We start from the raw sequence: 12,674 nt of genomic DNA, 5'->3' as shown, positions 1-12,674 counted from the left end.
GTATCTGCCGGCCAGCGGGGGGGGGGGGCTTAGAACGCGCCTTTGACGCCGACGCCAAGGGTGCGTGGCTCGGTCATGCTGGCTTCGATCCCGCCGATGCCCCGGTTGGTCTGCATGTAGGTCGCGGTGCGCTCGTCGAAGACGTTCTTGACGTAGGTGTACACCTGGACCTGGTCGTTGAAGCGGTAGCTCATGCGAGCATCGGCCACGGTGTAGCCGTCGATTGCATAGCTTTTGGTGTTGGCGATATCCGAGTAGTAGCCATCGATGTGGCGCACTTGGGCGTTGAAGTTGAGGCGGTCGGTAATGTCCCAGCTCGGGCCGAAGCTGACGGTGTAGCCGGGCGAGCGGGCAAACTCGTTGTGCGCGTAGCGGCTGTTGGCGTCGATATCGTCGATGCGGGTTTGCAGGGCGCCGGCGCTGGCCTTGAGGGTCAGGTTTTCCAGTACCCGGTAGTCCGCCGACAGCTCGACCCCGTAAGCGTGGGCCTTTTCGGCGTTGATGGTGTAGGACTGGGTCAGGCCCGAAGCCAGCACCACGGGGATGTTGTATTGCGCGTCCTGCATGTCCATGTAGAACAGGTTGCCGTTCAGGTGCAGGCGGTCGTCCAGCAGGCTGGCGCGGGCGAACAGCTCGTAGTTCCACATGCGTTCGTCGTCGAACTGCTCGAAGCGCTTGCTGCTCATGTTCAGCGACACGCCGCCAGGGTTGTAGCCGCGGCTGACCATGCCGCCCACGGTCCATTGCGGGGTCAGGGCGTAGGCCAGCGATACCTTGGGCAGGAAGGCGTTGAAGGTTTTGTCGTAGTCCAGGCCATCGGTGGCGAAAGGCGAGGTGCCCTTGCGCTGGACCTGGTCTTGCTGGAAGCGCAAGGCCGTGGTCAGGGTCCAGCGGTCGCTCAGGCGGTAGCTGAGTTCGCCGAATACGCCCAGGTTGCGCTTGGTGTCGTCGAAGTCGGAGATGCCGCCGTAGTACAGGATTTCATCAGAGTCAGTGCGAGCCAGGTACAGGCCGGCCATGCCGCTGAGGGTGTCTTGCTGCTCGCCGAAGGTGACGCGGGTTTCGTTGGAGAAGTTCTTTTGGCGGACATCGGCATCGCCGCTGTTGGCCACGCCTAGCACGCGGTGCACGTTGGACAGCGAGTATTGGGTCTGGTTGAACAGCTTCATGCCGCTGTCCAGTTCGTAGTCGACATCAACGATGTGCGTGTTGGTCTGCTGATGCCAGCTGGGCATGGTGGCGCCGGTGTGGTTCAGCTTGTGAAACGGGTACGAGGCGGCTTCCTGGGTGGGGCGGTTGGAATCGCCGTGGGCGAAGGTGTACTTCAGGCCCAGGCCGGGTACCGCTTCGGGCAGCCACAGCAATTTGCCGCGCAGGTTCAGCGAGCGGAAGTCCTGGTCGGTGCCGTGGCTGGCAAAGGACGGGTTGGTGTAGTCGATGAAGGTGTCGCGGGCGGAGTAATCCAGGGCCAGGCGGCCGGCCAGGTTGTCGGTCAGCGGCCCGGAGACCGCCAGCGAGCTGCGCCGGGCGTGGTAGCTGCCGAGCTCCGCCTGGTAGGCCGCTTCGGGGCTGAAGGTCGGGTCTTTGGTCTTGACCACGATGGCCCCGGCAATGGCGTTGGCGCCCTGGCTGGTGGTCTGTGGGCCCCGGTAGACCTCGATGCTGTCGACATCCCATACCGACGGGGCGCCGAAGTACATCTCGTTGTAGTTCAGGTAGTGCCCGTCGAGGTTGATGGTGGCCCGCGGTACCGTGCCGCCCCAGAACACGTTGGCGCCGTTGTTCGGGCCCTGGCTGTCCTGGCCCCGGATAATCGGCGCGCCGACCGAGTCGGTGTAGATCACGTTGGGCACATCGTTGAGCACTTCGTGCACCGAGGCGCTGCCGGTCTTGAGGGTGTCGATCTCGTTGGCGTTTTTCACCGATACCGACGAGGCGGTGTTCTTGAGGTCGCGTTCGACCTTCTCGCCACTCACCAGCACCGGGGCCAGTACCAGCTGCGGGTTTGCGGCGGTTGGCGTCTGTTCGGCCAGGACGGGTGGGGCGGCGAGCAGGGTAGACAGGGTCAGCACACCGAATCCATGGCTGATCGAGCGTTGCGCGGGGTACTTCAAGACAACCTCCAAATGAGAACGATCCTCGTTTGCGATGGAAGGTATCACGGTGCCATCTCGTTCCGCAATAAAGAATCTATTCCTCGAAGTGGTATGGTGGCGTCACCCTGCGCGTGCATTCGCACCTGCCAAGGGCCGCTGACGGTATGATGGGCAGCCGCGCTTGCCGGGCGCGGCGCCGCCGTCTGGCCAGATAATCAGAAATGAGGAGATAGCCCCGTTGAACACTTTGCAGTCCCCTGCCGATGCGGAGCCGGAGAGCCCCGGCGAGAAGCGATCTGGCACCATCCAGTCGGTGTCGATTGCTGCGCGGTTTCTGAATGTGCTGGCCAATGCCGAGAGTGAATTGAGCCTGGGCGAGGTCGCCCGCCGTACCGGCACCGGTGGTTCCACGGCGCATCGCTATCTGCAGAGTCTGGTCAAAGAAGGGCTGGCCAGGCAGGACCCGGCCAGCGCGCTGTACGACCTCGGCCCGGCGGCCCTGAGTATCGGCATTGGCGCCCTGAAACGGGTGGATGCGGTGGACATCGCCGCCCAGCACATGAAGGCCCTGGCGCAACGGCATGCGGCCAGCGGCGGGGTGGCGATCTGGACTGATCGTGGCCCGACCCTGGTGCGCTGGTACCGCAGTGCGTATTTCTCGATCAACCCCTTGGCCCTGGGCGACATCCTGCCGATCGACAACACGGCGTGCGGCTTGGTGTTCCAGGCATTTCTGCCCAAGGCCACGATCGATGCCGCGCGCAAGTTGCAGCCGGCGCATTTTCGCGGCACCCCACCCAGTGCCAAGGTGCTGGAGCAGATTCGTCAGCATTGCTGGGCCGAGCTGACCAGCCACTTGCTGTCGAGCGTGACCGGGCAGGCCGCACCGGTGTTCGATGCGCAGCAGGAAATCGTCTGCGCGATGACCACGGTCACTGACCTTGGGCAGTTGCGCGCGCCTGAAGACCGACAGGCGCTGTTCCATGAGGCCGGGCTGGTCAACCAGGCCACCGGTGGCCGCATGCTCGGCGCCCCGGCGCCGGTGCTGCCGCCTGCTTAGAGCACACCATCATTTATTGATTTAGCGGGGGCGTGTAGGAGCAACTGCCTTGCTCAATGTTCTAAAGCCATGGGGCATTGACATGGGGCATTGTGGGAGCGGGCTTGTCCCGCGAAAGGGGCTACGCGGTGCATGGCACCGGCTTCGCCGGCGTTCGCGGGGCAAGCCCGCTCCCACAGGGTCGTGCCGTCTTTAGAGATTCGAACAAGACGGTTGCTCCCACAATGCCAGTGAACTCCTACAGGCACCGCTTATGCCAACGCAGGCTCACTCCGCCCGCGCGGCACTAGCAGCGGGGTGCCGCTGACCGGGTCTTCGATGATCAACGCCGAAAGCCCGAACACGCGCTGCACCAGCGCTTCAGTGAAGATTTCGTTTGGCGCACCCTGTGCCACGATCGCGCCGTCGCGCATGGCTACCAGGTGGCTTGCGTAGCGGCAGGCCTGGTTGAGGTCGTGCAATACGGCCACGATGGTGCGGCCTTGTTGGTTCAGTTCGCGCAGCAGCTCCAGCAGCTCGAACTGGTGCGCGATGTCCAGGTAGGTGGTGGGCTCGTCGAGCAGCAGGATCGGCGTGTCCTGGGCCAACACCATGGCAATCCACACACGCTGGCGCTGGCCGCCCGACAATGCCTGTAGCGGGCGTTCGGCAAGCGCTTCGATACCCGTCGCGCGCATCGCCTGCTGCACGGCGTATTCATCGGCCTTCGACCACTGCCGCCACAGGCTCTGATGGGGGTAGCGGCCGCGTGCGACCAGCTCGGCGACACTGATGCCATCGGGCGCCGTGGCGCTCTGGGGCAGCAAGGCCAGGCGCCGGGCGACGTCTTTGGCGGGGCGTTGCTGGATGTCCTGGCCATCGAGCAATACGTGGCCGCAGCTGGGGGCCAGCAACCGCGCCAGTGCTGCCAGCAGGGTCGATTTACCGCATGCGTTGGGGCCGACGATGACGGTAAAGGCGCCATCCTCGATTTCCAGCGACAGGTCGTGCGACAGCGTTCGGGTGTCGCGGCGCAGGGTCAATGCACGGGCATGCAGGCGAGAGCTCATCGAAGGTCCTTGGCAAGGCTGTAATTTGCGGAATGGATTCTACATGATGGAATTAACTGCATGAGAAGTATTATCATGCGCACCTTGATTCCCTTCGAGCGAAGCCAGTCGATGAAGCCTTTACGTGTTTGCGCAGCACTGACCGCAGTTGCCCTGATGCTGTTTGGCCCTTGGGTGGCGGCCGCGCCCACGCGCATTGTGTCCACCACGCCGAGTGTTACCGGCATCCTTTTGGCGATGAATGCGCCGCTGGTGGCCAGCGCGGCGGCCACGCCCAGCCGCCTGACCGATGGCAAGGGCTACTTCTCGCAATGGGCGACGGTGGCGGACCAGCGCGATGTGCAGGTGCTGTACCGCAACCTGCAGTTCGACATCGAAGCGGTGGTGGCCAGTGCGCCAGACCTGCTGGTGGTATCCGCCACCGGGGCCGACAGTGCCGCGCCACACCTGGCCGAGCTCCGCGCCCAGGGCATCGCCACGCTGGTCGTGAACTATTCCAATCAGTCCTGGCAGGCGCTGGCCACCGAGCTGGGCGCGCAAACCGGGCTGCAACGCCAAGCGCAGGAGGTGATCCAGCGTTTCGATGACTACACCCGTGAAACCGCCGCGCGCCTGCACCCTTCGCCGCGGCCAGTGATGCTGGTCGGCTACAACATCGGGGGCAGTTATTCCATTGGGCGTGCCATCAGCCCGCAGGCGCGGCTGCTCACGGCGCTCGGTTTCCAGGTGCGCGAGCTGCCCGAGGCGATGGCCGGGCAGGTGATCCGCTCCACCGAGTTCCAGTTCATTTCCCGCGAGAACCTCGCCGCCGCGATTGGCGATGCCGACGTGTTCCTGCTGAGTGCCGATGACAGCGATGCCCAGGCGTTTCGCAGCGACCCGGTGTTGGCCAACCTGCCGGCGGTGCAGCATCAGCGGGTTTACCCGCTGGGGCCTAGCTCGTTTCGCATCGACTACTACTCCGGGCGGCAGATGCTCGATACCGTCGCCGGCTACTTCCGCTGATCATGCATAACCTGACGACCCAACCCGTAGGGGCTGCTGGATGGGTGCGTGGCATGCCGCGCCAGGGCCTGCTGGTGGGCGTGCTGGTGTTGCTTGTGGCAGCGTTGGCCAGCTTGTTGATCGGCTCGCACCCGATTGCCATGAATGTGGTGTTCGACGCCCTGTACCAGCCCGACCTGCAGAATGATCAGCACCTGATCGTGCGTGAGTTGCGGGTGCCGCGTACCTTGGTGGCCCTGTTGGCGGGGCTGGCACTGGGGGCGGCGGGCACCTTGATGCAGGCCCTGACGCGCAACCCGCTGGCCGAGCCAGGGTTGCTGGGCGTCAATGCTGGCGCTGCGCTGGCGGTCATCCTGGGGGTCGCGCTGTTTGGCCTGACGCAGGTCGGGCAGTACATCTTGCTGGCCTTCCTGGGCGCCGGTGTTGCCGGCATCGCGGTGTTCCTGCTGGGCCAGGCCGGCGCCAATGACAGCAACCCCGTGCGCCTGGTACTGGCCGGGGCCGGGCTGACGATGCTGCTGGCGTCGCTGACCGGTATCGTCGTGCTCAACACCCCACCGCAAGTCTATGACCACTTCCGCCATTGGGCCGCAGGCTCGCTGGCCGGCAGCAGTACCGCTGCATTGTTGTGGCCAACCCTGGCCATTGCCCTGGGATTGGTCCTGGCGGCGGCGCTCATGCCGCAGCTCAACGCCCTGGCACTGGGCCGGGACCTGGGCCGGGCGTTGGGGGTGAACGTGCGCCTGACCTGGGCGCTTGCCTGCGTCGCGCTGATGCTGTTGGCCGGCAGCGCTACGGCTATCGCGGGGCCGATTGGTTTCATCGGCTTGGTCGCCCCGCACCTTGCGCGCTTGTTGGTCGGCCCGGACTACCGGCGCATGCTGCCCTATGCGGCGCTGATTGCAGCATTGCTGCTGCTGGGCGCCGACCTGCTGGGCCGCGTGCTCGTCGCGCCGGCAGAACTGGCGGCCGGGACCCTGGCGTTGTTGCTGGGTGGGCCGGCATTCATCGTGTTGATAAGCAGGTTTCGTTTATGTCAGCTCTGACTACTCCACGGGTGCTCAGGTGTGGGCCGTGCAGTGTGCGTTTCAGCCCCCGGGCGGTGCTGGTCGGCAGTGCGTTGTTGCTGTTGGTGCTGGGGTTGGCGATTGTGCTGCTGGGCACTGGCAGCCTGCCGATAGGCGCCGGGCAGGTGCTGGCCAGCCTGCTGGGGCAGGGGGACAACGACATGACCCAGCGCATCGTCACGCGGGTGCGCCTGCCACGGGTGCTCACCGGCCTGTTGGTGGGTGCGGCGCTGGGCATGGCCGGGGCGATCTTCCAGTCGATTGCCCGCAATGCCCTGGGCTCGCCCGATGTCATCGGCTTTACCACCGGCGCGGCGAGCGGTGCCATCGTGCAGATCATCTTGTTCGACGCAGGCCCGTTGGCCACGGCGTTGGCGGCGGTGGCGGCGGGCATGCTCACGGCGCTGCTGGTTTTACTCCTGGCGCGCCGGGGGCAGGGCAGCGAGGGCTACCGGTTGGTGTTGGTGGGCATTGGCATGGGCGCCACGCTGTCGGGCCTGAACCAACTGTTGCTGGTCACGGGCGAGCTTGATCAGGCGCTGTTTGCCCAGTTGTGGCTGGCCGGCTCGCTCAACACCCGGACCTGGGCGCATGTCGTCCCTGCAGCATTGGGCCTGGCGCTGATACTGCCGATCGTGCTGCTGCACGGCCGCGAGCTGGCGCTGCTGGAGATGGGCGATAACACGGCCAGCCAGCTGGGGGTAGCGGTGGGGCGTTCGCGCCTGGTGCTGGTGCTCGCCGCCGTGGGGCTGACGGCCATTGCCACTGCCGCTGCCGGGCCGATTGCGTTCATTGCCCTGGCGGGGCCGCAACTGGCCCGGCGGCTGACACGTACGGCAGGCGCGCCGCTGGTGTGCGCCGCCTTGATGGGGGCGGCCTTGCTGTTGGTCGCCGACTGGCTGAGCCAGCGCCTGGCGGCCACGGCGCAGTTGCCGGTCGGGCTGGTGACTGGGGTGCTGGGTGGCGGGTACCTGCTGTGGTTGATCACTGCTCAACGTAAGCGGTCAGTGTAGGCGCGGCCCCCGATCACCTCTGGCAATCATGAATCGCCAGCTGGTCGGTTTCAGGATGCGCCTGGTCGTTCGCATGCAACCCTCCGGCGCCACAAGTGCCATGCTTGCAGGATGCTCTCGGACCAGTGCGCGTAGACGCACGGCCCTGGGCAAGGAGGCTGCCGACACTACGCAACCGTGACGTGGCCGGCACGCCGCAGCAGAACACGCCGGACACCTGCCCCAACCACAGCGCAGGCAGGGTCCGTGATGCCGAGGTCCGCTGTATGCCTGATGAACTGCTCCACCTGCCTTTGATCCACAGCATCCTGGCCCGTGAAAAGGACACCCCCGGCGCGTTGCTGCCGATCCTTCACGCCATCCAGCAAGCCATCGGCTTCGTCCCCGATGCCGCTGTCCCCGAAATAGCCCATGCCCTGAACCTCAGCCTGGCCGAGGTGCGCGGGGTGATCAGCTTCTACCACGATTTCCGCACCACGGCGCCGGCACGCCATACCCTGCGCCTGTGCCGGGCCGAGTCGTGCCAGAGCCGTGGCGCCGAAGCCCTGGCCGCGCAACTGCGTGATCAGCTGGCGCTGGACGACCATGGTACCAGCGCCGACGGCGCCATCAGCCTGCGCCCGGTGTATTGCCTGGGCGCCTGCGCCTGCTCGCCCGCGCTGGAACTGGACGGCCAACTGCACGCGCGCCTTACCCCTGAGCGCCTGCGTGCCCTGGTGAACGGTTGTTTGGAGGGCGAAGCATGCTGAAGGTGTACATCCCCTGCGATTCGGTGGCCCGTGCCGTGGGTGCCGACCAGGTTGCCGAGGCCGTGCAGCGCGAGGCCGAGCGCCGGCAGTTGGCGGTCGATATCCAGCGCACCAGTTCGCGTGGCCTGTACTGGCTGGAGCCGCTGATCGAATGCGAAAGCGCACAAGGGCGCCAGGGTTTCGGCCCGGTCAGCCCGGACGATGTGCCGGCGCTGCTCGATGCGTTGGCAGCCCAACCCCACGACCATCCGCTGGCCTTGGGGCCGGTTGAAGAGATCCCTTATCTGAAGTCCCAGCAACGCCTGCTGTTCGCCCGCGCTGGCGTGACCCGGCCGTTGTCGCTGGACGACTACCGCGCCCACGGCGGGTTTGCAGGGCTGGGGCACGCCGTGGCGCTGGACGGTGCCGAGGTGGTCGCTGCGGTACTCGATTCTGGCCTGCGTGGCCGGGGTGGTGCTGCGTTCCCGGCGGGTATCAAGTGGCGCACCGTGCGCGATGCCGGGGGCGGGCAGAAGTACGTGGTTTGCAACGCCGACGAAGGCGACTCCGGTACGTTCGCCGACCGCATGCTGATGGAGGGTGACCCCTTCCTGCTCATCGAAGGCATGATCATCGCCGGCCTCGCCGTGGGGGCCGACAAAGGCTACATCTACGTGCGCTCGGAATACCCGGACGCCATTCGCGTGCTCGACCAGGCCTTTGCCATTGCCCGTGACGCCGGTTACCTCGGTGTGAACGTGGCCGGCAGCGGCAAGGCGTTCGACCTAGAAGTCCGGGTCGGCGCTGGCGCTTATATCTGTGGCGAAGAAACCGCGCTGCTGGAGTCCATCGAAGGCAAGCGCGGGATCGTCCGTGCCAAGCCACCACTGCCGGCCCTGCAGGGCCTGTTTGGCTTGCCGACCCTGGTGCACAACGTGCTCACCCTGGCTTCGGTGCCGATCATTTTGGCCAAGGGCGCGGCGTTCTACCGCGATTTCGGCATGGGCCGTTCGCTGGGCACCATGCCCTTCCAGCTGGCGGGCAATGTCCGCCACGGTGGCCTGGTGGAGCGTGCGTTCGGCTTGACCCTGCGCGAGCTGGTGGAAGGCTACGGTGGCGGTACCGCCAGCGGCCGAACGCTGAAGGCCGCGCAAGTCGGTGGCCCGCTCGGCGCCTGGGTGCCGCCCAGCCACTTCGACACGCCGCTGGACTATGAAGCCTTCGCCGCCATCGGCGCGATGTTGGGCCACGGCGGTGTGGTGGTGGCCGACGACACCCTGAACATGGCCAGCATGGCGCGCTTTGCCCTGCAGTTCTGCGCCGAGGAATCCTGCGGCAAATGCACCCCGTGCCGCATCGGCTCGACCCGTGGCATGGAGGTAGTGGACCGGCTGATCGCCACCACCGATTTCACCGAACGCCACGACCAGGCCCTGCTGCTGCGCGACCTGTGCGACACGATGCAGTACGGCTCGCTGTGCGCCATGGGCGGGATGACCGCCTACCCGGTGGCCAGCGCGCTCAAGTACTTCCCCGCCGATTTCGGGCTGACCCACACGGAGGCCGCGCAGTGATCAATTTCTTCGACCCCGAGATCGACCTTGGTACCCCTGCACGCGACAGTGAGGTGCAGGTCAGCCTGAACATCGATGACCGAGCCATCAGCGTGCCTGCCGGTACCTCGGTCATGCGCGCCGCCGCCATGCTCGGCACCAGTATTCCCAAACTGTGCGCCACCGACAGCCTTGAAGCGTTCGGCTCGTGCCGCATGTGCATGGTGGAAATCGAAGGCATGCGCGGCTACCCCGCGTCGTGCACCACCCCGGTCAGCGAAGGCATGGTGGTGCATACCGAAACCCCGCGCTTGGCGGGGCTGCGGCGCAATGTAATGGAACTGTACATCTCCGATCACCCGCTCGACTGCCTGACCTGCTCGGCCAACGGCAACTGCGAGCTGCAGACCGTCGCCGGCCAGGTTGGCCTGCGCGAGGTCCGCTACGGCTACGACGGCGCCAATCACCTGGCCGAGAAGAAAGACGTTTCCAACCCGTATTTTGACTATGAGCCGAGCAAGTGCATCGTCTGCAGCCGCTGCGTGCGCGCCTGTGAAGACATCCAGGGCACCTTCGCCCTGACCATCACCGGGCGCGGCTTCGACTCGCGGGTAGCGGCCGCCGGGGGGGACAACTTCCTGGCCTCGGAGTGCGTGTCGTGCGGCGCTTGCGTGCAGGCCTGCCCGACCGCGACCCTGACCGAGAAAAGCCTGGTGCAGCTCGGCCAGCCCGAGCGTGCGGTCATTACCACCTGCGCCTACTGTGGTGTCGGTTGCTCGTTCCGCGCCGAAATGAAGGGCGACCAGCTGGTGCGCATGGTCCCGGACAAGAACGGCGGCGCCAACCACGGCCACGCCTGCGTCAAAGGCCGCTTCGCCTGGGGCTATGCCACCCACCCGGACCGCATCACCAAACCCATGATCCGCAAGCGCCTCGAAGACCCGTGGCAGGAAGTCAGCTGGGACGAAGCGGTGACCTACGCTGCCAGCGAGTTCCGCCGCATCCAGCTCAAGTACGGGCGTGATTCGATCGGCGGCATCACCTCCAGCCGCTGCACCAACGAAGAAGCCTACCTGGTGCAGAAACTGGTGCGCACGGCGTTTGGCAACAACAACGTCGACACCTGCGCGCGGGTGTGCCATTCGCCCACGGGCTATGGCCTCAAGCAGACCCTCGGGGAGTCGGCGGGCACGCAGAGCTTCGATTCGGTGATGCAGGCCGATGTGGTTCTGGTGATCGGTGCCAACCCCACCGATGCCCACCCGGTGTTTGGCTCGCAGCTCAAGCGCCGCCTGCGCCAGGGCGCGCGGTTGATTGTCATCGACCCACGGCGCATCGACCTGGTTGACTCGCCCCACGCCCGTGCCGAGCTGCACCTGCAGCTGCGCCCAGGCACCAACGTGGCCATGCTCAACGCCTTGGCCCATGTGATCGTCAACGAGGGTTTGCTGGCCCAGCGCTTTATCGACGCCCGCTGCGAGACCGAGGACTTCGCCCGCTGGCGCGACTTCGTCAGCCTGCCAGAAAACGCACCAGAAGTGCTCGGCCCAGTCTGTGGCGTGCCTGCCGAGCAGATCCGCGCAGCAGCGCGGCTGTACGCCACCGGTGGCAACGCGGCCATCTACTATGGCCTGGGTGTCACCGAGCACAGCCAGGGCAGCACCGCCGTGATGGGCATCGCCAACCTGGCCATGGCCACCGGCAACATTGGCCGTGAAGGGGTAGGGGTGAACCCGCTGCGTGGGCAGAACAACGTGCAGGGGTCGTGCGACATGGGCTCGTTCCCGCATGAGCTGCCCGGCTACCGGCATATCTCCAATGAAGGCGTGCGCGCCGAGTTCGAGCGAGCCTGGGGCGTGACCTTGCAGCCTGATCCGGGCCTGCGTATTCCCAACATGTTCGAGGCGGCCCTGGATGGCAGCTTCAAGGCGCTGTACTGCCAAGGCGAGGACATCGCCCAGAGCGACCCCAACACCCAGCACGTTACGGCCGCCTTGCTGGCCATGGAGTGTGTGGTGGTGCAGGACATCTTCCTTAACGAGACGGCCAAGTTCGCCCATGTGTTCCTGCCGGGCAGCTCGTTCCTTGAAAAGGACGGCACCTTCACCAACGCCGAGCGCCGGATCTCGCGGGTGCGCAAGGTCATGGAACCGTTGGCCGGCAAGGCGGACTGGGAAGCGACAGTGGCCTTGGCCAACGCCTTGGGCTACCCGATGCAGTACCGCCACCCGGCCGAGATCATGGACGAGATCGCGCGCTTGACGCCGACCTTCCACCGCGTCAGCTACGCCGAACTCGACCGCCATGGCAGCCTGCAGTGGCCGTGCAACGATGCAGCGCCCGATGGCACGCCGACCATGCATATCGACCAGTTCGTGCGCGGCAAGGGGCGCTTCATGCTCACCGGCTACGTGCCCACCGACGAGAAGGTCAACAGCCGCTACCCGCTGCTGCTGACCACCGGGCGTATCCTCAGCCAGTACAACGTCGGCGCCCAGACCCGCCGCACCGGCAACGTCGCCTGGCATGACGCCGACCGCCTGGAGCTGCACCCGACCGATGCTGAAAGCCGTGGCATCCGCGATGGCGACTGGGTGGGTATCGGCAGCCGCGCCGGGCAGACGGTGCTGCGTGCCAAGGTCAGTGCACGGGTGGCGCCGGGGGTGGTGTATACCACGTTCCACTTCCCTGAGTCGGGGGCCAACGTGATCACCACCGACAACTCCGACTGGGCCACCAACTGCCCTGAGTACAAGGTTACGGCGGTGGAGGTGGTGAAAGTGTTCCACCCGTCTGAATGGCAGAAACGCTACCAGGACTTCAGTGACGAACAGCGCCGCCTGCTCAAGGAGCGCCGTACTGCCGAACAGCAAGAGAAAGCCGAGGTGCGCCGATGAGCAGTGACAACCTGGTCAAGATGGCCAACCAGATTGCCCACTATTTTGACAGCGAACCGAACCGGCAGTTGGCGGTGCAAGGGGTGAGGCAGCACATGCAAAGCTTCTGGACGCCGGCGATGCGCCGGCAGTTGCTGGAATGGATCGAGGCCAATGCAGGGGAGGGGTTGGACCCGAAGGTGCGCGAGGCGCTGGCTTGAGGTGAC

Annotated in this window: 10 protein-coding genes; 8 read left to right on the top strand and 2 right to left on the bottom strand. The window is 65.8% G+C overall.

All coding sequences use genetic code 11. The features are described 5' to 3' along the window. Window positions 1-29: 29 nt before the first annotated feature. Window positions 30-2,114 (bottom strand): TonB-dependent receptor, encoded by a 2,085-nt coding sequence (locus OGV19_RS14975; RefSeq protein WP_264309490.1) that lies wholly within the window; start codon window positions 2,112-2,114, stop codon window positions 30-32. Between the two features lie 220 nt (window positions 2,115-2,334). Here OGV19_RS14975 and OGV19_RS14970 point away from each other — a divergent pair, with 220 nt between their 5' ends. Beyond that, the gene (locus tag OGV19_RS14970) at window positions 2,335-3,156 is read left to right on the top strand and encodes an IclR family transcriptional regulator (RefSeq protein WP_264309489.1); all 822 of its coding nucleotides are present in this window, start codon (window positions 2,335-2,337) and stop codon (window positions 3,154-3,156) included. A 251-nt stretch (window positions 3,157-3,407) separates the two neighbouring features. Here OGV19_RS14970 and OGV19_RS14965 read toward each other — a convergent pair whose 3' ends face one another. Continuing rightward, the gene (locus OGV19_RS14965) at window positions 3,408-4,205 is read right to left on the bottom strand and encodes an ABC transporter ATP-binding protein (RefSeq protein ID WP_264309488.1); all 798 of its coding nucleotides are present in this window, start codon (window positions 4,203-4,205) and stop codon (window positions 3,408-3,410) included. A 111-nt stretch (window positions 4,206-4,316) separates the two neighbouring features. Between OGV19_RS14965 and fepB the strand changes: the two genes are divergently transcribed. The 7 genes from fepB to OGV19_RS14930 all read left to right on the top strand — a co-directional run bounded on the left by fepB (window position 4,317) and on the right by OGV19_RS14930 (window position 12,668). Beyond that, window positions 4,317-5,210 (top strand): Fe2+-enterobactin ABC transporter substrate-binding protein, encoded by an 894-nt coding sequence (gene fepB, locus OGV19_RS14960; RefSeq protein ID WP_413470137.1) that lies wholly within the window; start codon window positions 4,317-4,319, stop codon window positions 5,208-5,210. A gap of 53 nt (window positions 5,211-5,263) precedes the next feature. Then, on the top strand, window positions 5,264-6,256 hold the full coding sequence (locus OGV19_RS14955) for a FecCD family ABC transporter permease (RefSeq protein WP_264309487.1): 993 nt from the start codon (window positions 5,264-5,266) through the stop codon (window positions 6,254-6,256). Continuing rightward, a complete protein-coding gene (locus tag OGV19_RS14950) occupies window positions 6,244-7,290 on the top strand; it encodes a FecCD family ABC transporter permease (protein WP_264309486.1) in 1,047 nt (348 codons plus the stop codon). The genes OGV19_RS14955 and OGV19_RS14950 overlap by 13 nt, the downstream gene beginning before the upstream one ends. 266 nt (window positions 7,291-7,556) lie before the next feature. After that, on the top strand, window positions 7,557-8,039 hold the full coding sequence (locus OGV19_RS14945) for a formate dehydrogenase subunit gamma (protein WP_264309485.1): 483 nt from the start codon (window positions 7,557-7,559) through the stop codon (window positions 8,037-8,039). Beyond that, window positions 8,033-9,592: a formate dehydrogenase beta subunit gene (locus OGV19_RS14940; protein ID WP_264309484.1), complete on the top strand. Its 1,560-nt coding sequence runs from the start codon at window positions 8,033-8,035 to the stop codon at window positions 9,590-9,592. The genes OGV19_RS14945 and OGV19_RS14940 overlap by 7 nt, the downstream gene beginning before the upstream one ends. Then, on the top strand, window positions 9,589-12,468 hold the full coding sequence (gene fdhF, locus OGV19_RS14935; protein ID WP_264309483.1) for a formate dehydrogenase subunit alpha: 2,880 nt from the start codon (window positions 9,589-9,591) through the stop codon (window positions 12,466-12,468). Before OGV19_RS14940 ends, fdhF begins: the two co-directional genes overlap by 4 nt. Then, on the top strand, window positions 12,465-12,668 hold the full coding sequence (locus OGV19_RS14930) for a formate dehydrogenase subunit delta (protein WP_264309482.1): 204 nt from the start codon (window positions 12,465-12,467) through the stop codon (window positions 12,666-12,668). The genes fdhF and OGV19_RS14930 overlap by 4 nt, the downstream gene beginning before the upstream one ends. The last annotated feature ends 6 nt before the right edge of the window (window positions 12,669-12,674 follow it).

The sequence above is a fragment of the Pseudomonas putida genome (genome assembly GCF_025905425.1).
GTDB lineage: Bacteria > Pseudomonadota > Gammaproteobacteria > Pseudomonadales > Pseudomonadaceae > Aquipseudomonas > Aquipseudomonas putida_AF.
This window is presented reverse-complemented; position numbering and strand designations above follow the sequence as displayed.

Excerpts from the sequence above, each read along its gene's own strand:
- OGV19_RS14965 (WP_264309488.1), bottom strand. The coding sequence starts at position 4,205 with ATGAGCTCTCGCCTGCATGCCCGTGCATTGACCCTGCGCCGCGACACC.
- fepB (WP_413470137.1), top strand. The coding sequence starts at position 4,317 with ATGAAGCCTTTACGTGTTTGCGCAGCACTGACCGCAGTTGCCCTGATG.
- OGV19_RS14955 (WP_264309487.1), top strand. The coding sequence starts at position 5,264 with ATGCCGCGCCAGGGCCTGCTGGTGGGCGTGCTGGTGTTGCTTGTGGCA.
- OGV19_RS14950 (WP_264309486.1), top strand. The coding sequence starts at position 6,244 with ATGTCAGCTCTGACTACTCCACGGGTGCTCAGGTGTGGGCCGTGCAGT.
- OGV19_RS14945 (WP_264309485.1), top strand. The coding sequence starts at position 7,557 with ATGCCTGATGAACTGCTCCACCTGCCTTTGATCCACAGCATCCTGGCC.
- OGV19_RS14940 (WP_264309484.1), top strand. The coding sequence starts at position 8,033 with ATGCTGAAGGTGTACATCCCCTGCGATTCGGTGGCCCGTGCCGTGGGT.
- OGV19_RS14930 (WP_264309482.1), top strand. The coding sequence starts at position 12,465 with ATGAGCAGTGACAACCTGGTCAAGATGGCCAACCAGATTGCCCACTAT.